Origin of the sequence: Sphingomonas sp. (assembly GCF_964263785.1) — a bacterium.
In the GTDB taxonomy this organism is placed as follows: domain Bacteria; phylum Pseudomonadota; class Alphaproteobacteria; order Sphingomonadales; family Sphingomonadaceae; genus Sphingomonas.
On sequence record NZ_CAXVWL010000121.1, the window covers coordinates 15304 to 35487 of the forward strand.

Consider the following 20184-nt stretch of genomic DNA (forward strand, 5'->3'; position numbering starts at 1 on the left):
GAGAGGGAGGGAGCGGCGAAGCCGCAGAAGGGTGAGGGCGACGCCGCTGGCGTTCGGGAAGGCGCATCCCTAGATCGCCCTCATGTCCTCCCCCAACGCTCCCGACCGATTCAACGAAGCGCAGACCACCTACACCGTTCGCGGCAGCGAGGCGCCGGACCTGGAAGCGGGCGTCGCCGCGATCCGCAACGTCGTCGCCACGCTCCCCCTGCGCCCCGGCGTCTACCGCATGCAGGACGCCAAGGGCGACGTCCTCTACGTCGGCAAGGCGCGCCAGCTGAAGAGCCGGGTCACCAACTACACCCAGTTCAAGACGCTCTCGAAGCGGCTCCAGCGGATGGTGTCCCAGACCCGCTCGATGACGATCGTCACCACCAACAACGAGGCCGAGGCGCTGCTGCTCGAAGCGCAGCTCATCAAGCGCTACCGCCCAGCGTACAACGTGCTGCTCCGCGACGACAAGAGCTTCCCCTTCATCCTCCTGCGCGCCGACCACGATTTCCCGCGCATCCAGAAGCACCGGGGTGCCAGGCGGGCCAAAGGCAATTACTACGGCCCCTTCGCAAGCGCCGGATCGGTCAACAACACGCTAAACGCCTTGCAGAAACTGTTCCTGCTGCGCTCGTGCACCGACGGTTTCTTCAAGACTCGCGACCGGCCATGCCTGCTGTACCAGATCAAGCGCTGCTCGGCGCCGTGCGTCGGCAAGATCGACCCTGCGGGCTATGCCGAGCTGGTCGATGATTCCAAGAGCTTCCTCGCGGGCAAGGCAACCGACGTCCAGGCCAAGCTGGGCGCCGAGATGCAGCAAGCCGCCGAGGCGATGGACTTCGAACGCGCCACCGTGCTGCGCGACCGCCTCCGCGCGCTCACCTTCATCCAGGGCACGCAGGCGATCAACGCGGAAGGGGTCGGCGACGCCGACATCTTCGCGCTCGCCTGCCACGAGGGGGTGATGGGCATCCAGGCGTTCTTCATCCGCGGCGGCCAGAATTGGGGCCACCGCAGCTTCTTCCCCGCGCACACCGCCGACGTGCCGCAGGACGAGGTGCTCAGCCAGTTCCTGATGCAATTCTACGAGGAAGTGCCGCCCGCGAAACAGGTGCTGCTGGACCGTGAGCTGCCGGAAGCCGAACTGCTCGCCCAGGCGCTCGGCGAAGCGGCCGGCTACCGGGTCGCGCTCTCCGTCCCCCAGCGCGGCGACCGCCGCCGTCTTATGGAGCAGGCCACCCGCAACGCGAAGGAAGCGCTCGAACGTCGCCTCGCGGAATCGACGACCCAGGCCAGGCTGCTGCGCGAGGTGGCGGAGCTGTTCGACCTCGCCGAGCCTCCCGCCCGCATCGAGGTGTACGACAACAGCCACATCCAGGGCACCAACGCGCTCGGCGCGATGGTCGTCGCCGGGCCCGAGGGCTTCCGCAAGGGCCAGTATCGCAAGTTCAACATCAAGGGGAACGAAGCGGCGACCGACGACGATTTCGGGATGATGCGCGAGGTGTTCCGCCGCCGGTTCGCCCGCCAGCTGGAGGAGAACCCCGACCGCGACGGCGACACCTGGCCCGACCTGGTCCTGGTCGACGGCGGCCGTGGCCAGCTGAACGCCGCCAAGGCGGTATTGGAGGACCTCGGCATCGAGGACGTCTGCCTCGTCGGCGTCGCCAAAGGGCCGCACCATGGCCGCGACGGGCGCGAGGTGTTCCACTTGGCCGACGGCCGCGAATTCCAGCTGCCCGTCAACTCGCCCGTCCTGTTCTACCTCCAGCGGTTGCGCGACGAGGTCCACCGCTTCGCCATCGGCGCCCACCGCGACAAGCGCGCCAAGGCGATCGGCGCCTCGCCGCTCGACGAGGTTCCCGGCATCGGCCCCGCGCGCAAGAAGGCGCTGCTGATGCATTTCGGCACCGGCCGCGCGGTGAGGAACGCCAGCCTGGCGGACCTGCAACAGGCACCGGGCGTGTCGGCGGCCGTGGCGCAACAGGTCTATGACTTTTACCACGCGCGTTGACGCGGGCTTAGGCCCGCATCATCTTGGGAGCGGGAGGACACGATGAACGCACAGGTGAAGATCGAGGGTGTGCCGATCGATCAGGCTATGATCGCCGAAGCCGATGCGCGCGGTATCGACGTGGTCCGTGCCTGTGAAGCGGGCTTGCACGCCGCCATCAGGCGCGCTGCCGATCCGCGGTCGGCGGAGGAGAAGCGCGCCGCCGACGCCAAATGGGCCGAGGAAAACCGTCAGGCAATGGAGGCATGGAATGACTGGCTAGACCGGAATGGCATGCCGTTTGCTGAGTATCGTATTGTTTGATGGCGCGTCTGGACGTGCGTCGTGGCCGTGCGACCGGCAAGCTGTTCCTTGAGGTGCAAGCGGACAGATTTTCGTATCTCAAGACACGACTTGTTGTCCCGCTATCGCTCGAGGAGGACGTTCCCGACCGTGCCGGAGCCCTGCACCCTTCGATGGTGGTTCGCGGAGAAGCGATGGTGCTCGTGACGCACTTGGCGGTAGCAGTCCCGGTAGGTGACCTCGGCGAAGTCGTAGCTACCCTCGCGGACGACGATTACCGCATCGTTACCGCGCTCGACACCCTCATCGGCACAGCCTGACGCGCTTGCCCCGCCGCTCGCACCCCGCCACAAGCGCGCGATGACGCTCGAGCAATTGCTGAAGAAATGGGTCGGCAAGACCGGTGCGGGGGAGCGAGCCGAATACCAGCTCTTCCTCACCGAATTCGCGCAGGCCTTGGGCGTGCCCGTCCCCGGCGACGCAGGGTTCGCAACCGAGGATTACCGCTTCGAGGCGCCGGTCCGCTCCGAAGCGGTGTTCGGCACCAGATCCACCAAGCGCATCGACCTCTACAAGCGCAACTGCTTCGTGCTGGAGGCCAAGCAGAGCCAGCCGGGTGCCGCAGCGGCCCCGCCCGAACCCGCCGCGCCGCCGCCGGTGCCGATCCTCGACCTCTTCGGCAACCCCGTCGGTTTCGCCGAGCCGAGCAAGGCGACGCCGCGTTACGACCGGCTGATGGCCGACGCGCGGCTCCAGGCGGAGCGCTACGCGCTGGCGCTGCCCGATCATCACCGCGCGCCGCCGTTCCTCCTCGTCGCCGACATCGGCCGCACGTTCGAACTGTATTTCGACTGGGGCGGCAACGGCCGCGGCTACGGCCCGTTCCCCGACGAGCGGCAGTACCGCATCGCGCTCGCCGATCTCGCCAGCGACAAGGCCTTGGCCGGGCTCGGCAAGTCCGCGGCGCAAGTCCTCCGCGCGATCTGGACCGACCCAGCGAGCGTCGATCCCCGCCTGCGCGCGGCGGAAGTCACCCGCGACATCGCCGAGCGCCTCAGCCGCGTCGCCGCGCAGCTCGAACAGGACCAGCGCCGCCTGCGCCCCGGCGACGCCGAGGTCGCGCTGGGGATCGAGGCGACCAGCCTGTTCCTGATGCGCACCCTGTTCTGCATGTTCGCCGAGGACACCGGGCTGCTGCCCGCCGACAGCTTCAAGACCTTCCTCGGCGATGCGGAGGGCCGCTCCGACCAGTTCTGGCGCCGCGGCCTCGAAGACCTGTGGAGCCGGATGAACGACCCGCAGGAGGTCAATCGTTACTGGTCGCAGGGCGATGCGGTGGTCCGCTATTTCAACGGCAATCTGTTCGCCGGCGCGCGAGTCTACGATCTCGATGCCAGCTCCAAGCGCGAGCTGCTGGTCGCCGCGGGCAAGGACTGGCGTAGCGTCGAGCCCGCGATCTTCGGCACCCTGCTCGAACAGGTCCTCACCGCCGCCGACCGCGCCAAGCTCGGCGCGCATTACACCCCGCGCGCCTATGTCGAGCGGCTGGTCCAGGCGACGATGACCGACGTGCTCGCGGCGGAATGGGAGAGCGTGCGGGCGGAGGCGATGGCCCTTCTTGATCCTCCCTGGAACGGGGAGGGGGACCAGCCGCAGGCTGGTGGAGGGGCAGCCCCAAGCCATGCAGTCCGTGGAACTGCCCCTCCACCATCGCTTCGCGACGGTCCCCCTCCCCGTGCCGGGGAGGAACAGGCGCAGGCCATCGCGCTCGCCACCGCCTTCCACGATCGCCTCGTGCATATCCGTGTCCTCGATCCCGCTTGCGGCACCGGCAATTTCCTCTACGTCGCAATGGAGCAGTTGCTGCGGCTGGAGGGCGAGGTGCGCCAGTTCGTCACCGGCCTGGGCGGCACGCTCGCCCCCGCGGTCCATCCCAACCAGTTCCTGGGCCTGGAGCTCAACCCGCGCGCCGCGGTGATTGCGGAGCTGGTGCTGTGGATCGGCTGGCTGCGCTACCGCCTTGCCAACACCCCCGACGCGATCGGTGAGCCCGTCCTGCCCCCCTTGAGCAACATCAACGAAGGCACCCACGGCGGCTACGACGCAGTGCTGGTCCGCACCGCCACCGGCGAGCCCGACACCGCCAATCCACGCCGCCCCGAATGGCCGGAGGCGGACTTCATCGTCGGCAACCCACCGTTCATCGGTGGCAAGGACGTGCGCGACCGGCTCGGCGGGGCCTATGCCGAGGCGCTGTGGCGCGCCAACCCGCGCGTGCCCAAATCCGCCGATTTCGTCATGCACTGGTGGGACCGCGCCGCCGACATCCTTACCCGTCCCGGCACCCGCCTCAAGCGCTTCGGCTTCGTCACGACCAACAGCATCACCCAGGTGTTTTCGCGCCGGGTGATCGAGGCGTGGCTGGCTCCCTCTCCCCTTGTGGGAGAGGGAAGGGGCCCGCTCGCGCCAGCGAGTGGGAAGGGTGAGGGGAACGTCACGAGCGATCCGCCCGAGACTCCCCCTCACCCTTCCGCGACTGCGTCGCTCCAGCTCGGGGTGAACCCTGCCCCGCAGGGTTCAGATCATGCCGGGGGCATGATCGACCCCGAACTCTCTCCCACAAGGGGAGAGGGAGAAGTAGGCAAGCTCCACCTCGTCCTCGCCATCCCCGATCACCCCCTGGACCCGCGTCGGCAAGGACGCCGCCGCGGTCCGCATCGCGATGACCGTGGCCCAGAAGAGCGATGCTTCGGGGGCAGGGGAGGGCCGCGTGGTGACGATCACCGGCGAGCGCATGCTTCACACCGACGCGCCCGAACTGGACGAGAGCGTGCAGCACGGCGCGATCAACGCCGATCTCAGCGTCGGCACCGACGTGACGCGGGTCGTGCCGTTGAAGGCGAACGACGGACTATGCTCCCCCGGCGTCAAGCTGCACGGCGCAGGCTTCATCGTCACGCCTGAGCAGGCAAAGGCGCTGGGCCTCGGCACGCGCGCGGGGCTGGAGGCGCACATCCGCGACTATCGCAACGGCCGCGACCTGCTCCAGCGCCCGCGCGGCGCGATGGTGATCGACCTCTTCGGCCTGTCCGAGAACGAGGTGATGGACCGCTTCCCGGAGGTGTATCAGCATCTGCTGACGACCGTTCGCGCAGGACGCGCGGCGCAGGTCGAGCGATCGCCCACCGCCGACGCGCGCGCCTATCTCGACAGATGGTGGATCTTCGGCAAGCCGCGAACCGAGCTGCGGCCCGCGCTGGCGGGGCTATCCCGCTACATCGGCACGACCGAGACCGCGAAGCATCGCCTGTTCCAGTTCCTCGATGCCAGCGTCGTGCCCGACAACATGGTCGTTGCGCTGGCGTCGGCCGATCCGTTTCACCTTGGCGTGCTGTCGTCTTCCACCCACCTGTTGTGGACCTATGCCAAGTGCTCGTTGCTTGGCGTTGCCACTTTCGAGCAAGGTCACCGGTACAACAAGTCTTTGATATTCGATCCTTTCCCCTTTCCCGACCCCAGCGAGGCCGTCGCGCAGATCGCCGAGCGCCTCGATGCGCTCCGCCGCACCGCGCTCGCCGAGAACCCGTCGCTCACCATGACCGGCCTCTACAACCTGGTCGAGGACGTCCGCTCGGGCGCCACCCTTCCGCCCGAGCGCGAGGGCGCGGCGGTGAAGGCGCGCGCGCGGATCGTCGCCAAGCTCCACGACGACCTCGATGCGGCGGTCGCCGACGCCTACGGCTGGGGCGAGGACTGGCGCCGCGAGCCGCTCCCCGCCGCCGAGATCGTCGCCCGCCTGGTCGCCCTCAACGCGCAGCGCGCCGCAGAGGAAGCCGCCGGCCACATCCGCTGGCTCCGCCCGGAGTATCAGCAGCCGCGCTTCGGGTGACGCGCTCACTCCTCCCCCGGAGGGGGAGGAGTGGTGCACCGGCACAACCCGCTGTCCTACAACCCACGACCCGTGCCACGATCCGCGAATGCCCGGCCGACTCCCAACTCCGTTCGCCCTGAGCGAAGTCGAAGGGCTGCTATCCGCGGGCGGGCCGCTCATGGCGAAGTGTGCTTCGATTGCGCTCGGCACGAACGGATCTTGGGTGTTCACCCGTCAACCAGTGTCAACGTCTTCGCCTCCTGAACGCGCTGACCGTAAAATCCTCAGGTCGGGCCAACCCCGTACCTCCGTTCGCCCTGAGCGAAGTCGAAGGGCTACTATCCGCAGGCGGGCCGCTCGTGGCGACGTGTGCTTCGACTGCGCTCAGCACGAACGGGGGATGGGCGTTCACCCGTCAACCAGTGTCAACGTCGCCCCCGCTTCTACGTGTCAACCGGTGTCAACGCCTTCACCTCCTGAACGCGTTGACCATACCCTCTTCAGGCTGGGCCGCCCCCCCACTTCCGTTCGCCCTGAGCGAAGTCGAAGGGCACGCCTGCCCCAAGTGCTTCGACTGCGCTCGGCACGAACGGGTGGTGGGCGCACGCGTCAACCAGTGTCAACGTCGTCGCCCCCGGAGCCCGGCAACCAACTCTTCACCATGTCCTCTTACGATTCGTGGCATGACCCCAGTCTTCCTCACCGTCGACACCGAATTCGCGTGGCGCCACCATGCCGCCGGGCACGACGCCGCCGCGATCTACGCGCGCTCGATCGAGCCCGCCGGAGTCGGCCTGTCCTACCAGCTCGGCCTGCTCAGACGGCACGGGCTCAAGGCGTGCTTCTTCGTCGATCCGATGCCGTCGCTCCTCTTCGGGCTGGAGCCGTTCCGCCGCCTGGTCGGAACGATCCTCGATGCCGGGCAGGAGGTGCAGCTGCATCTCCATCCCAATTGGGCCGGCGCGGTCGCGGGCGACGGCGCCGCCGCTTATGCCCGCTTCGAGCTGGTCGAATACGATCTCGACGAACAGCGCGATCTGCTGTCGGGCGCCGCCGACCTGCTGGTCGCCGCAGGCGCACCGGCGCCGGTCGCGTTCCGCGCGGGGTCCTATGCCGCCAACGACGACACGCTGGCCGCGCTGGCGCAGCTCGGTTTCGCCTACGACAGCAGCCACAATGGTGCCGCGGTGCCGTGGCCGAGCCAGGTCGGGCTGCCCGCGCGCCACATCGCGCCGGTCTGGCGCGGGGTGGTCGAGGTGCCGGTGACGGTGATCGAGGACGCGCCGGGATCCTTGCGGACGTTCCAGCTGTGCGCATTGTCGGTGGCCGAAGCGCGCGATGCGCTGGAGCACGCCGCCGCCAACGCCCACGCCGCGGTGACGATCGTCAGCCACGGCTTCGAGCTCGCCAACCGCGCGGGCACCCGCGCCAACGCGGTCCACGTCCGCCGGTTCGAGCGGCTGTGCGAGATGCTCGACGAGCGCCGCGAGGCGCTGCCCACCACCCATTTCGCCGCCCGCCCGGCGCTGTCGCTGGGGCAGGACGACGCGCCGCTCGGCCCCAATCTGCTGCGCACCCGCTGGCGCCAGGCCGAGCAATTATGGTCCAACATGGTCGAGGAACGCGCCCGGTGACGATGCCGGCAAGCTTCGCGGTCGACGCACCGCTGCGCTTCCAAGTCGGCGCGCGGACGCTCGCCGCGATCCCGCGCCGCATGGTCCGCGTCGCGTGGTCGCTCGACGACGTGCTCTCGGGCACCACCCGATCGCTCCCGCCGCTGGGCGATGCCGACGGCTATCTGCTCACCTCGATGCCCGAAGCGCTCGTCGCCACGCTGCGCGCCGACGGCTTCGTCGCGCGGGTCCGCCACCGCTACGTCCGTCACTACACCGACCTGACGATCGGCCACGAAGCCTGGCTCGCCGCGCTCTCCGCCAACGCCCGCTCGGCGGTTCGCCGCAAGACCAAGCGGCTGGCAGACGGCAAGGCGCTCGACGTCCGTGCATACCGCACCCCTGCGGAGTTGGCGGATTTCTATGCCCTCGCCCGGCCGCTGTCGGCGCTGACTTACCAGGAACGCCTGCTCGACGCCGGACTGCCCGAGGACGTCGCGGTCCTCGACACCCTCGCGGCCCAAGATTCGGTTCGCGCGTGGTTGCTGTTCCATGACGGCGCGCCGATCGCCTATCTGTGCTGCACCGCCGACGGATCGACGCTGCGCTACGACCACGTCGGCCACGACCCCGCCTTCGCGCATGCGTCGCCGGGCACCGTCCTCCACGCCGAAGCGATGCGGCAGCTGTTCGACGACCGCTTCACCCGGTTCGACTTCACCGAAGGCGAGGGCCAGCACAAGCGCCAGTTCGCTACCGCCGGCGCCGCCTGCGCCGACGTGATCCTGCTCCGCCCGACGCTCGCCAACCGCGCGGCACTGGCGGCGCTCGCCGGGTTGGACCGCGCGGTGGCGGTGACCAAGCGGCTGGCGGGGAGCGGTCGGGCCAAACGGCTCGCGGATCGCATCCGCCGTGCCTGAGTTGCGGTATCCGCCCGCATCGCCGACAAGCGCGCGATGCACCTGTCCGCCCTCGCCATCGTCCTCGCGGTCCGTGCACATGGCGAGCATGGTGCGATCGTGCGTGCGCTGACCCGCGATGACGGCGTGCAGCCGGGCTATGTCCGCGGCGGCCGCTCGCGTGCGCTCCGCCCCGTGCTGCTACCCGGCAACACCGTCCAGGCCGAATGGCGCGCCCGCACCGCGGAGCAATTGCCCGCGCTCACCGTGGAGCTGGCGACCACGCTTGCGCCCCTCCACGACGAACCGCTCGCCGCCGCCGCCATCGCCTGGGCCACCGCGCTCACCGCCACCGCGCTGCCCGAAGCACAGGCCTATCCGAGGGTGCACGACGCGCTCGCCGGGCTGCTCGGCGCGATTGCAGCGGCGCCGTCGGCGCGCGGCTGGGCGGCGGCGTGCGCGCGCTACGAACTGCTGCTGCTCGCCGAGCTCGGCTTCGGGCTCGACCTCGACCGCTGCGTCGCGAGCGGCGGCGCGGAGGATCTCGCCTTCGTCAGCCCACGCAGCGGTGCCGCGGTCTCGCGCGCCGCCGCCGCCGGGTACGAGGACCGGCTGATGCCGCTGCCCGCTTTCCTTCGCACCGGCGGCGAGGCGGGATGGGACGACATCTTCGCCGGCTTGCGGATCACCGGCCATTTTCTCGCCCGCGACCTGCTGGTCGGTCGCGCCGCCGACGTGCTGGCGGGGCGCGAGCGGCTGGTCGACCGGCTCAAGAGAGCGGTTGCGTGACGCGGCCGGGGGCGGCAAGGCGCGCGCCAACAGCAGAGACCGGGAACGGAGACGGGACGAACATGGCCACGCCGTTGATTGCGATCCTCGCCGGCGACGGCATCGGCCCGGAGGTGACGCGCGAGGCGCGCCGCGTGCTGGACGCGCTCGGGCTCGACCTGCGCTTTACCGAGGCGCCGGTCGGCGGCGCGGCCTACCGTGTGGCCGGCCACCCGCTGCCGCCCGACACGCTCGATCTGGCGAAGCGCGCCGATGCGGTGCTGTTCGGCGCGGTCGGCGATCCGGCCTTTGACGCGCTCGAACGCGATCTGCGCCCCGAACAGGCGATCCTGGGGCTGCGCAAGGAGCTCGGTCTGTTCGCCAACCTGCGCCCCGCGCGGCTGTTCGACGGGCTGGAGGATGCCTCCTCGCTCAAGCCCGAGATCGCACGGCGGATCGACGTGATGATCGTCCGGGAACTGACCGGCGACATCTATTTCGGCGACAAGGGTCACCGGATGACCAAGACGGGCCTGCGCGAAGGCTACGACCTGATGCGCTACGACGAGGTCGAGATCGCGCGCATCGTCCGCGTCGGCTTCGAGACTGCCCTGACCCGCAAGCGCAAACTGCTCTCGGTAGACAAGGCCAACGTGCTCGAAACCTCGCAGCTCTGGCGCGACGTGGTGAACGAGGTCGCCCGCGATTACCGCGAGGTGACGCTCACCCATATGTACGTCGACAATTGCGCGATGCAGATGGTCCGCGATCCCGGCCAGTTCGACGTCATCGTCACCGGCAATCTGTTCGGCGACATCCTGTCCGATCAGGCATCGATGTGCGCCGGGTCGATCGGCATGCTGCCCTCGGCCGCGCTCGATGGCGAGGGGCGGGGCCTGTACGAGCCGATCCACGGCTCGGCACCCGACATCGCCGGGCAGGGCAAGGCTAATCCGTGCGCCGCCATCCTGTCCGCGGCGATGATGCTGCGTCATTCGCTCGGGGACCCGCAAGCGGCCGACCGTATCGACGTCGCGGTCGGCGCCGCGATCCTCGGCGGTGCGCGCACCGCCGACCTCGGCGGCACGATGGCGACAGAAGCGATGACCGACGCGGTGCTCGCGGGGCTGGAGTGACCGCCGACCGCCTCGAACTTGCGATCGTCGTTCCGACCTTCAACGAACGCGCCAACGTTCCCGTCCTGATCGCCAGGCTCGACGCGGCGCTGACGGGCATTCGGTGGGAAGCGATCGTCGTTGACGACGACAGCCCGGACGGCACTGCCGACGCCGCCCGCGATCTCGCCCGCGCCGATGCACGCGTCCGCGTCATCCAGCGGATCGGCCGCCGCGGCCTGTCGTCGGCGTGTATCGAGGGGATGTGCGCCACCGCCGCGCCGCTCGTCGCGGTGATCGACGGCGACCTCCAGCACGACGAGACGTTGCTCCCGGCGATGCTGGGCGCGCTGCACGACGACCCGCGCCTCGACCTCGCCATCGGCTCGCGCTTCGTCGCCGGCGGCGGCACCGGCGAGTGGGACCGCGACCGCGTCGCCAAGTCCGCGTTCGCGACCCGGCTGGCTCGTCGGGTGCTGAAGGCGGACCTGACCGATCCGATGAGCGGCTTCTTCATGGTCCGCACCGCGGTCGTCCGCGCCATCGTCCCCGATCTGTCCGCGATCGGCTTCAAGATCCTGCTCGACATCATGACGACCAGCCCGCGCCCGCTCGCTTTCGTCGAATTGCCCTACACCTTTCGCGTTCGCACCGCTGGCGAGAGCAAGCTCGATCACGTCGTTGCGATGGAATATCTGATCGCGCTGTACGACCGGATGTTCGGGCGCTTCGTGCCGGTGCGCTTCGCGATGTTCTCCGCGATCGGCGCGCTCGGCGCGGCGCTGCATCTGTCCACCGTGTGGCTGTTCTTTCGGGCGATCGGCACCAGTTTCCTGCTCGCCACGATCATTGCGACCATGACCGCGATGACCTTCAACTTCTGTCTTAACAACGCGCTCACCTACCGCGACCGGCGGCTAAAGGGATGGCGCCCGCTGCTCGACGGTTGGATGTCGTTCTGCGTCGTTTGCTCGGTCGGCGCGGTCGCCAACATCGGCATCGCCGCCTTCGTTCACGACGTCCGTCAGGGCGCGTGGGCGGCCTCGGCGCTGATCGGGGTGCTCGTCGGCGCTGTGTGGAATTATGCGCTGTCGTCGCGTTTCACCTGGGGGCGCTACTGATCCGCCATTACCGCCAGCTGTCGAACCACATCCACCGCTGGAACGCCTGCGGTCCCGACAGCGCCGACGCCGAGAGGATCGGGTAGAACCACACGAACAGCGCGGCCGCGGCCAGCAGCACGGCCTCGTCCCACACCCGCCTGCGGCCGTACCGGTGAAGCGCCGCCGCGATGACGACGGGAAGCCAGATGCTGGGCAGGTAGTAATAATAGAAGAAGCTCGGCGATTTGGGAACGATCGCCCAGACGGCATAGCTGCCGATCCACAGCATGGCGACCGGCCCGAGCTTGGCGTCGCGCGCGCGCGCCCAAGCCCAAAGGCACGCTGCGACGGCGACCAGCCCGCTCCACATCACGACTGGATTGCCGAGCATCAACACTCCGCGCTGCGCGCCGTCGACGGGCTCGTACAGATACCAGACCGGCCGGATATCGAGCGCCCACGTCCACCACGCCGACTGATAGGTATGCGCGGGTAGCACCTGCGTCTGGCGCGCATACATGTCGGCCTGGAACGGCAGAAAGGTGCGCCACGTCATCGGGTCGCTCGCATAGAAGAAGGCGGGCGCAAAGGTCGCGGTGTAAGTCGCCGCAACACTGGCACCCAGAATCGCCCAAGCCCGAAACCAGCCGAGCCCCGGCCAGGCGTGCGGGCAGGTCCGCTTCACCGCCACGAACGCCAGCGCGGCAAAGGCTACATAGGGCACCGCGGTCCATTTCGTCCCGCACGCGCTACCCAGCAGCACCCCGCCAACCAGCCACCGCCACGCGACGGCTCGCCCTTGGCCGCGCGCCGCCCACAGCATCGCCGCGACCGCGAGCACGACGAATGCGGCCATGAACCCATCGAGCATCGCGATCCGCGCCTGAACGAACACGGTGAAGTTCACGAGCACCAGCAATCCGCCGAGCAATGCGGTCCGTATCGAGCGGAAGGTCAGCCACAGGATTGCGAAAACACCCATCACTACTGCGGTCGCCGCGACGCTCGAGAACGCACGCCAGCCGAGCGCATCGTCGCCGAAGACCGCGATGCAGAGCGCGACGATGGCCTTGCCGAGCAGCGGATCATCGATGTTCGCCGGGCCGGACAGCGCGGCGAGGGTACGCGCGGCGGGGACGTAATGGACCTCGTCGAACACGAGCGTGTGCGGGGTGGTCAGCCTCCACGCGAACAGCGCCTGCGCCAGCGCACCCAGCGCAAGCGCAACGGGGAGGGGGCGGGACGCAAGGCGCTGCATCGGGCACGCCTGCAACAGCCTCACCCTTGCGGCAAGCCCGCCTTCGCGGCAAAGCGCAACCCATGAAGCGCAAGACCGGGCAGGACCGCAGCATCACCTCGACCTGGCGCCCCGCGACCAAGGCGATCCGCGGCGGCACCGCGCGTTCGGAATGGGGAGAGACGTCGGAGGCGCTGTTCCTGACATCGGGCTATGCCTACGATTGCGCGGGCGATGCGGCGGCGCGGTTCGCGGGGGAGCAGGTCGGAATGACCTACAGCCGCCTCCAGAACCCGACGGTCGAGATGCTCGAGGAGCGGATCGCGCTGCTCGAAGGCGCCGAGGCGTGCCGGTCGATGGCGACGGGCATGGCGGCGATGACCGCGGTGCTGCTGTGCCAGTTGCAGCAGGGCGATCACATGGTCGGCGGCCGCGCCGCGTTCGGGTCGTGCCGCTGGCTGACCGATACCTTGCTGCCGAAGTTCGGCATCGCCACGACGGTGGTCGATGCGCGCGATCCGCAGGCGTTCCTCGACGCGGTGCGGCCAGAGACCAAGGTGTTCTTTTTCGAAACTCCCGCCAATCCGACGATGGACATCGTCGACTTGAAGGCGGTGTGCGACGTCGCGCGCGAGCGGGGGATCGTGACGGTGGTCGACAACGCCTTCGCGACGCCCGCGCTGCAACGCCCGATGGAGTTTGGGGCCGACGTCACCGCCTATAGCGCGACCAAGATGATGGACGGGCAGGGGCGGGTGCTCGCGGGGGCGGTGTGCGGGTCGAAGGACTTCATCGACAACACTTTGCTGCCCTTTACCCGCAACACCGGGCCGACGCTGTCGCCATTCAACGCCTGGGTGGTGATGAAGGGCCTGGAGACGCTCGACCTGCGCATCCGCCGTCAGTCGGAGAACGCGCTGAAGGTCGCGACCTTCCTCGAAGGCCGGGTGCCGCGGGTGCTATGCCCGTTCCTGCCGAGCCACCCACAGCATAACCTCGCGGTCAGCCAGATGGATGCGGGCGGGCCGATTTTCGCGATCGAGCTCGACGGCGGGCGTATCCAGGCGCACGCGGTGCTGGACGCGCTGCAACTGGTCGACATCTCGAACAACATCGGCGATTCGCGCTCGCTGATGACCCATCCCGCATCGACCACCCACGCCAGCGTCGCCGAGGACAAGCGCCGCGAGATGGGGATCGGCGAAGGGATGCTCCGCCTCAACGTCGGCCTTGAAGACCCGCAGGACGTGATCGACGATCTAGATCACGCGCTGAGCGCGGCAGGCCTGTGAAGGCGCTCTTCCCCTATCACGAGACCACCCGCGGTGTGACCGTCCGCGTCGCGGTCAGCTATCTGGCCGAACAGTCCGAGCCCGAGCGCGGGCGCTGGTTCTGGGCGTATCACATCCGCATCGAGAACGACGGCGACGCCGCAGTCCAGCTCCTCACCCGCCACTGGGTCATCATCGACGGCCGCGGCGCGCGGCATACCGTGGAAGGCGAGGGCGTCGTCGGCGAACAGCCGATGATCGCACCGGGCGCTGCCTACGACTACGTCTCGGGCTGCCCGCTCTCGACCCCGACCGGCGCGATGCAGGGAAGCTACCGGATGGTCGGCGAGGACGGCGCGGCGTTCGACGCCGCGATCCCGCGCTTCATGCTGATTGCGCCTGCGGTGCTGCAGTGAGGCTCGCCGCCTGCTCGCCCCATATCCGTCACCCCAGCGAAGGCTGGGGTCTCCTTGTGGAGAGGGTCACGCGCGCCGTTGGGGAGACCCCAGCCTTCGCTGGGGTGACAAAGGGGGTGAAAGCCGAAGCGAGAGGCGGCGCGCGTTCATGAAGCGCACCCACCTCCCCCTCAACGGCCTGCGCGTCCTCGACGCCGCCGCGCGCCACCTGTCCTTCACCCGCGCCGCCGACGAGCTCGCGGTCACCCCCGCCGCGGTCGGGCAGCAGATCCGCGCGCTGGAGGACACGCTGGGCGTCGTCCTGTTCCGCCGCACCACCCGCGGGCTGGAGCTGACGCCGGAGGCCGAGGCGGGGCTGGCACCTCTACGCGACGGCTTCCTCCACTTCGAGGAAGCGGTGCGCGCGATGCAGGCGGGGCAATCGTCCAAGTCGCTGACCATCGCCGCCCCGAGGGACCTGACCGAAAAGTGGCTGCTCCCCCGCCTGGCGGCCTACGCCGCGCGAGAGCCCGACGTGCGCTTCGTCCTGCTGTCGGACACCGACGGCGTCGACTTCGCCCAAGCCAACCTCGACCTCGCGATCCGCTGGGGCGACGGCCCCGGCGAGCATGAGGGCGAGGCGATCGAATCCGACGGCATGGTCACCGTCGCGGTCGAAGGCGCGCCCGACACGACGATCGGCTGGGATGGCCTGGAGGCGCACATCCGCGTCGCCGACGCTGGCCTGGCGATCGACGCCGCCGCCGCGGGGCTGGGCCGCGCGATGGTGCCGCAGATGCTCGCCGAACGCGACATCGCCGCGGGACGGGTGACGATGCTGGGCGACGCCGTGCCGTCGCACGGAGGCTATTGGCTGGTCGCCCCACTCCCGCAATGGCGGCAGGCCAAGGTCAAGGCGCTGGTCGAGGCGCTGGCGGGATAGAAGGTAGGGTATCATAATGATTGCAGCCTTATTGATTGCCGCCGTTGCTGGCGGTCAGCTACGAATCGTGGAGCGCGCCGATCCGATCAGTGACGCTAAATCAGTTTACGCCATCGTGGGCGGCGGCAACGAGTATTTAGCGATGGGCTGCGATAACGTAGCCGAACGGTCCTCAATTCGTGTTGTAGTTCACTACAACCGCTATATTGGTAACAATCAGCCCGGATTAATTTTAGGCGGTACAGACGTCCAATATCGATTCGATCAACGACCACCTGAAACAGTGCGCTGGTACTCGCACGATCGCGAAGTTACATCAGAAACCGATAGAACTGATCCTATCAAATTCATTATTGCAATGAAGGGCAGCAGTACCGTCTTTATACGATCGGCAAATTTCGACGCCGATGCGGTAGATGTTCGCTTCAGCTACAGCACCCCCGATGCAATCGTTGACGATATGCTGGTCAGATGCGGGTTCAATCCGGATGGATCCGATCCATCTAAACTGAAAAAGAAGCGTCGATAGTAGCCCTAGCTGGGAGTTCTATCTCCGCTGCTAATGCTCGATATTACCGCGCCACCAGCGCCACCGCCCGCGCCATGATCGCCGCGAACGCCGCGTCATCGACCGCCGCGTCCCCCCGATGCCAGTTCCCCGTCACGGCATACCAATGCCCGTCGCGCGTGTTCAGCAGGTGATTCATCGCGATCACCCCCGGCTCCGACCCGCCCTTATACCCCGCATAGCCGAAGGCGCGCGCGCTGCCCGGGGCGATGCCGGGGTTGATCGCCAGCATCGCCTGGGTCGGGCCGTCGCCGTGCATCCGCAGCCAGTCTAGCGTGCGCGCCATGTCGCGCGGGGACGCGAACCATTCCACCCCGTCGGGAGCGACCGGGGCGCCGTCGAACATCGCGACGTCGAGCGGCATGGCTGCGATCTTCGCGCGGTTGGCCAGCAGCAGGGTGCGCCGCCCGGCGACGCCGCTGCGGGTCCACGCCGCGAGCAGCGTGGGGTCGGCCTTGATCGCCGCGGCCTCGCGGGTCGTCAGCAGCGGCAGCGTCCGCGCCGGATCGGCCACGCCGACGGTCGCGACCATCGCATCGACCCGCGCCCGGGCGAGTGTGGCCATCAGCGTGTCGGTGGCGGTATTGTCGCTGATCGACACCATCATCGTCGCCAGCGTCTGCAACGTCACCGGCGCCCCCGCGGGCCATGCCTGCATCTGGCCGCTGGGCAGCGAGCGGGGGCCGAGCGTCACCACGTCGCTCCACCGCCGCATGCCGGTGCGGACCTGGCGCACCGCTTCGGCGAGCACCCACAGTTTGAACGAAGACCCGATCGGCGCCACGCCGCCGGCGTTGACCTCGATCACCGGCCGCGGCCCGCGGCCCTCCAGCGCATAGACGCCGAAGCCGACTGACCCCGGCAAAGCGCGCAGGTCGGCGGCGATGTGCGCGAAGGTGTCGTCGCGGTACTGCGTGCCGGTGATCCGCAAGCCGATGATGCGGTACGGCGCGGTGGGCTCGATCTGGAGGGTGATCGATGCGGTGCCGTGGTCGAAGCCGAGCGTGACGTCGGCCAGCCAAGCGCCGGTCGCCTGTACGCGCTCGATAGCGAGCGGCTTGCCGAACTGGTCGCGCAGCTTGGCGGTGACGACCGCCATCTGCTCGGGCGAGATAGCGGCGCGGAAGCGGTCGGCGAAATCCGCTTCGAAATCGCCGCCACCTGCAAACAGCACCACCAGCGCCTCGACGCGGCTCTGGAGCGGGGTTGCGGGGGCCTTGGCAACCGGCGCCGGTGCCTGCGCCTGCGCGACCGTGGGCGCGAGCGCGAGGAGGGCGAGCGGGCGCGCCCTCAATTCCTAAGCTTCCAGCCGCTCTTGAGCAGCAGGTAGCAGGCGAGCCCGAGCGCGACGTCGATCGCCAGGATCACGACGCTGCCGAGCAGCACCGGCGAATCCGCGGCGCCCAGGAACCCGTAGCGAAAGCCCGAGATGACGTAGAAGATCGGGTTGAGGTGGCTCACCGCGCGGAACGCAGGCGCCAGCCGATCGACCGAATAGAAGGTGCCCGACAGCAGAGCGAGCGGCGCGACGACGAAATTGGTGACCGCGGCGGCATGATCGAATTTCTCCGCCCAAATGGACGTCAGCAGCCCGAGCAATGCCATGAATACCGATCCCAGCAGCCCGAACCACGCGATCGCGGGCAGCATCTGCGGGGTGACGTGGACCCCGGGCCACAGCGCCATCGCCAGCCAGATCGCCCCGCCGACGCAGAACGCGCGCGTGACTGCGCCACCGACCAGCCCCGCGAGCAGCTCGGCGGTCGACAGCGGCGGCATTAGGTAATCGACGATCGTGCCCTGTATCTTGCCGACGAGCAGCGAGAAACTGGCGTTGGCGAAGGCATTGTTGAGCATCCCCATCACGATCAGCCCGGGCGCGATGAAGTCCGCGAACGGAACGACAGCGCCGCCGACATGGACCTCTCCGCGCGCGCCGAGTGCGGTCGTGAACACCACCAGCAGCAGCAGTTGCGAGATCGCGGGCGCCCAGATCGTCTGGAGCTGCACCTTGAAGAACCGGCGCACCTCCTTGATATAGAGCGTGGTCAGCCCACCCCAATTGACGCTCCTGATCGTGGGAACGCCGGGGGCGGAACGGATCGCTGAAGGTTTCTCGCCGATGGGGGACTGGCTGGACATGCCGCACTGCGGTAGTCGCTGGCCACGCTGCGCGCAATGTAAGGATAACGGGAATGTCGTGGACCGACGAGCGGATCGATACGCTCAAGGGCATGTGGGAAGCGGGCAAGACCGCGAGCCAGATCGCCGAGGAACTGGGCGGGGTCAGCCGCAACGCGGTGATCGGCAAGGCGCACCGGCTGGGGCTGCAGGCGCGTCCGTCGCCGGTGAAGCCCAACGAGCCGGTGAAGGTGGCCGAGCCGGGCAAGGCTGTCGAGCCGGTGCAACCTGTCGAGCCGGCACCGATCGCTGCCGCGCCGCCTCCGCCACCGCCGCCCGCGCCGCCTGTGATCGAACCCGTCGTGCGCGCCGCACCTGCGCCCGAGACGGACGTCGATATGGATGACGAGGAGGAGGAGGAGGAGGAGTTGGAGGCCCCCGCGGCCGTTGCTGCTCCGGCCGCGCCGCCGCAGCCGATCCTGCGCTCGGTCGGCCCGGGCGGGTTCCTGCGTCAGGCACCCGGCGAGCAGCAGCCGCCCAGCACCCCTGCGCCGCCGCGCCGCCTGGTTCCCGCCAAGCCTTCGGCGGAGATCGCGGGCAAGACGAGTCTGCTCGAGCTCAACGACCGCATCTGCAAATGGCCGCTGGGGCATCCCGGCGAGCCCGATTTCCATTTTTGCGGCGAGAAGGTGAACCCCGGGTTTCCCTATTGCGTCTCGCACTGCGGGCATGCGTATCAGGCGCAGCTGCCCCGGCGCGACCGGCGGCCGCCGCCGCCGTTGCCATTCGGCGGGCCCAGGGCACGATAGGACCGCGACGCGGTCCACGCGCGCTGGGCCCGCCGAACGGCCGACGCGGCCCCAAGCCGCGGTCGACGAATCGCCGGCTTTGCCGGTGATCGGGCCACATATGAAGAAGCCCGCCGATCGCGAGACCGGCGGGCTTTTCGTTGGTCACAGCGCCGCGGCAAAGCCGCGTCGTCAGTCGTAGCTGGCGCTACGCTGGCCGCGCTTGCGCGAGTCTTGCAGCGGGGGCGCTGCAAGCCGCGCTGCGCCTTAAAACCTGAACGCCACTGTCGCGCGCAGTGAATTCCAGCTGAACTGCGGGTCGGAACGGCGGAAGTCGGTCCCCCGGGTATTCGGCGCGAGCACGAACGGGTTGGCCGCCAGCAAGACCGGGCTTCCCGCAATTCCGGCGCCTGCGGTCGCCCGGACACGGAAATCGTTGTCCTGGTATTCGTGGTAAAGATATTCCAGGCCGATCGAGATGTTGGGGGTCAGCTTCTGCTCGATGCCGCCACCGCCGATGAAGCCCCACTGCCGGTTCTTGCCGCTGGTGGCGAAGGCGTTGGCGGTGTTGGTCGTCGCGAACGAGCTGTCGATCTTGGCATAAGCCGCGCCGAACGTGCCATAGAATAGCGTCTTGTTCGCCGCAAAGCCCGCACGACCGCGGATCGAGGCCTCCCAGTCGACGCTGCGCGTCATCACGTAGCTGGCGGGCGTCGTCGAGAAGCCGGTGACGCTGTCGGTGATCTCCGAGCGGCCGAACTCGCCGACCGCGCCATAAACGATCGGACCGGACTGGTGATCGACGCCGACCCGGCCGTAATAGGACCAGCCGTCACGGTCGTTGCGGCACGACCCGCCCGCGGCCGGCGACAATTGAGTCCGCGCGCTGCCGTTGCAGAAGCCGGTCGAAAACGCATTGGCGCCTGTCGGGGTCGTAACCGTGTCGCGGAACCCGCCATCCAGGTTGCGGTCGAACAGGATGCTGGCCCCGACATCGTTCTTCTGGATATCATAGCCGCCGGACGCACCGACATAGATACCGGAGAACGGCGTGTCGCTGCTGTCCTGGGCGAAGGCGGGTGCCGCCGCCAGCGGCATGGTTCCTGCCAGAGCGGCAATGAAGATCTTTCGCATGGGAACTCCCGAGAAGTGTTGCAGTCGTCGACGGAACACGAGCATACACCGAAATATCCCGGCTGTGGGAA

General features: G+C 68.6%; 19 protein-coding genes. 15 read left to right on the plus strand and 4 right to left on the minus strand.

Annotated elements, in window-relative coordinates:
- The first annotated feature begins 82 nt into the window (after positions 1-82).
- The 10 genes from uvrC to ACE5C1_RS15870 all read left to right on the plus strand — a co-directional run bounded on the left by uvrC (position 83) and on the right by ACE5C1_RS15870 (position 11674).
- A complete protein-coding gene (uvrC, locus tag ACE5C1_RS15825; RefSeq protein WP_374945034.1) occupies positions 83-2005 on the plus strand; it encodes an excinuclease ABC subunit UvrC in 1923 nt (640 codons plus the stop codon).
- 42 nt (positions 2006-2047) lie between these two features.
- On the plus strand, positions 2048-2308 hold the full coding sequence (locus ACE5C1_RS15830; protein WP_374945035.1) for a type II toxin-antitoxin system CcdA family antitoxin: 261 nt from the start codon (positions 2048-2050) through the stop codon (positions 2306-2308).
- A complete protein-coding gene (locus ACE5C1_RS15835) occupies positions 2308-2607 on the plus strand; it encodes a CcdB family protein (RefSeq protein ID WP_374945036.1) in 300 nt (99 codons plus the stop codon). Before ACE5C1_RS15830 ends, ACE5C1_RS15835 begins: the two co-directional genes overlap by 1 nt.
- A gap of 40 nt (positions 2608-2647) precedes the next feature.
- Positions 2648-5251 carry a DNA methyltransferase gene (locus ACE5C1_RS15840; RefSeq protein ID WP_374945037.1) on the plus strand — a complete coding sequence of 868 codons (2604 nt, stop codon included), beginning with the start codon at positions 2648-2650 and terminating at the stop codon, positions 5249-5251.
- Positions 5175-6176 (plus strand): type IIL restriction-modification enzyme MmeI, encoded by a 1002-nt coding sequence (locus ACE5C1_RS15845; RefSeq protein ID WP_374945085.1) that lies wholly within the window; start codon positions 5175-5177, stop codon positions 6174-6176. Before ACE5C1_RS15840 ends, ACE5C1_RS15845 begins: the two co-directional genes overlap by 77 nt.
- Positions 6177-6841: 665 nt before the next feature.
- Positions 6842-7792 (plus strand): polysaccharide deacetylase, encoded by a 951-nt coding sequence (locus tag ACE5C1_RS15850; protein WP_374945038.1) that lies wholly within the window; start codon positions 6842-6844, stop codon positions 7790-7792.
- A gap of 2 nt (positions 7793-7794) precedes the next feature.
- A complete protein-coding gene (locus tag ACE5C1_RS15855; RefSeq protein WP_374945086.1) occupies positions 7795-8691 on the plus strand; it encodes a GNAT family N-acetyltransferase in 897 nt (298 codons plus the stop codon).
- A 36-nt stretch (positions 8692-8727) separates the two neighbouring features.
- Positions 8728-9459 (plus strand): DNA repair protein RecO, encoded by a 732-nt coding sequence (recO, locus tag ACE5C1_RS15860; protein WP_374945039.1) that lies wholly within the window; start codon positions 8728-8730, stop codon positions 9457-9459.
- Between the two features lie 62 nt (positions 9460-9521).
- A complete protein-coding gene (gene leuB / locus ACE5C1_RS15865; RefSeq protein WP_374945040.1) occupies positions 9522-10574 on the plus strand; it encodes a 3-isopropylmalate dehydrogenase in 1053 nt (350 codons plus the stop codon).
- Positions 10571-11674, plus strand: a complete 1104-nt coding sequence (locus tag ACE5C1_RS15870; protein ID WP_374945041.1) for a glycosyltransferase family 2 protein — start codon at positions 10571-10573, stop codon at positions 11672-11674. Before leuB ends, ACE5C1_RS15870 begins: the two co-directional genes overlap by 4 nt.
- A 7-nt stretch (positions 11675-11681) precedes the next feature.
- Here the strand turns inward: ACE5C1_RS15870 and ACE5C1_RS15875 are convergent, their stop codons facing one another.
- A complete protein-coding gene (locus tag ACE5C1_RS15875) occupies positions 11682-12914 on the minus strand; it encodes a phospholipid carrier-dependent glycosyltransferase (RefSeq protein ID WP_374945042.1) in 1233 nt (410 codons plus the stop codon).
- A gap of 62 nt (positions 12915-12976) precedes the next feature.
- On the opposite strand from ACE5C1_RS15875, the gene ACE5C1_RS15880 reads away from it, so the two are divergent.
- The 4 genes from ACE5C1_RS15880 to ACE5C1_RS15895 all read left to right on the plus strand — a co-directional run bounded on the left by ACE5C1_RS15880 (position 12977) and on the right by ACE5C1_RS15895 (position 16031).
- Positions 12977-14185 carry a trans-sulfuration enzyme family protein gene (locus ACE5C1_RS15880; RefSeq protein WP_374945043.1) on the plus strand — a complete coding sequence of 403 codons (1209 nt, stop codon included), beginning with the start codon at positions 12977-12979 and terminating at the stop codon, positions 14183-14185.
- A complete protein-coding gene (apaG, locus tag ACE5C1_RS15885; RefSeq protein WP_374945044.1) occupies positions 14182-14580 on the plus strand; it encodes a Co2+/Mg2+ efflux protein ApaG in 399 nt (132 codons plus the stop codon). Before ACE5C1_RS15880 ends, apaG begins: the two co-directional genes overlap by 4 nt.
- A gap of 148 nt (positions 14581-14728) precedes the next feature.
- Entirely contained in the window at positions 14729-15502 is a 774-nt protein-coding gene (locus tag ACE5C1_RS15890) for a LysR family transcriptional regulator (RefSeq protein ID WP_374945045.1), read from the plus strand.
- Between the two features lie 16 nt (positions 15503-15518).
- Positions 15519-16031, plus strand: coding sequence for a hypothetical protein (locus ACE5C1_RS15895; protein WP_374945046.1), 513 nt, complete (start codon positions 15519-15521; stop codon positions 16029-16031).
- Positions 16032-16074: 43 nt separating this feature from the next.
- Here the strand turns inward: ACE5C1_RS15895 and ACE5C1_RS15900 are convergent, their stop codons facing one another.
- Both ACE5C1_RS15900 and ACE5C1_RS15905 read right to left on the minus strand, forming a co-directional pair.
- Positions 16075-17364 (minus strand): serine hydrolase, encoded by a 1290-nt coding sequence (locus ACE5C1_RS15900; protein WP_374945047.1) that lies wholly within the window; start codon positions 17362-17364, stop codon positions 16075-16077.
- On the minus strand, positions 17361-18212 hold the full coding sequence (locus ACE5C1_RS15905; protein WP_374945048.1) for an ABC transporter permease: 852 nt from the start codon (positions 18210-18212) through the stop codon (positions 17361-17363). The genes ACE5C1_RS15900 and ACE5C1_RS15905 overlap by 4 nt, the downstream gene beginning before the upstream one ends.
- Positions 18213-18265: 53 nt before the next feature.
- Between ACE5C1_RS15905 and ACE5C1_RS15910 the strand changes: the two genes are divergently transcribed.
- Positions 18266-19000 carry a GcrA family cell cycle regulator gene (locus ACE5C1_RS15910; protein ID WP_374945049.1) on the plus strand — a complete coding sequence of 245 codons (735 nt, stop codon included), beginning with the start codon at positions 18266-18268 and terminating at the stop codon, positions 18998-19000.
- A gap of 246 nt (positions 19001-19246) precedes the next feature.
- On the opposite strand, the gene ACE5C1_RS15915 is transcribed toward ACE5C1_RS15910, so the two are convergent.
- Positions 19247-20113 (minus strand): outer membrane protein, encoded by an 867-nt coding sequence (locus tag ACE5C1_RS15915; RefSeq protein ID WP_374945050.1) that lies wholly within the window; start codon positions 20111-20113, stop codon positions 19247-19249.
- Positions 20114-20184 lie beyond the last annotated feature (71 nt).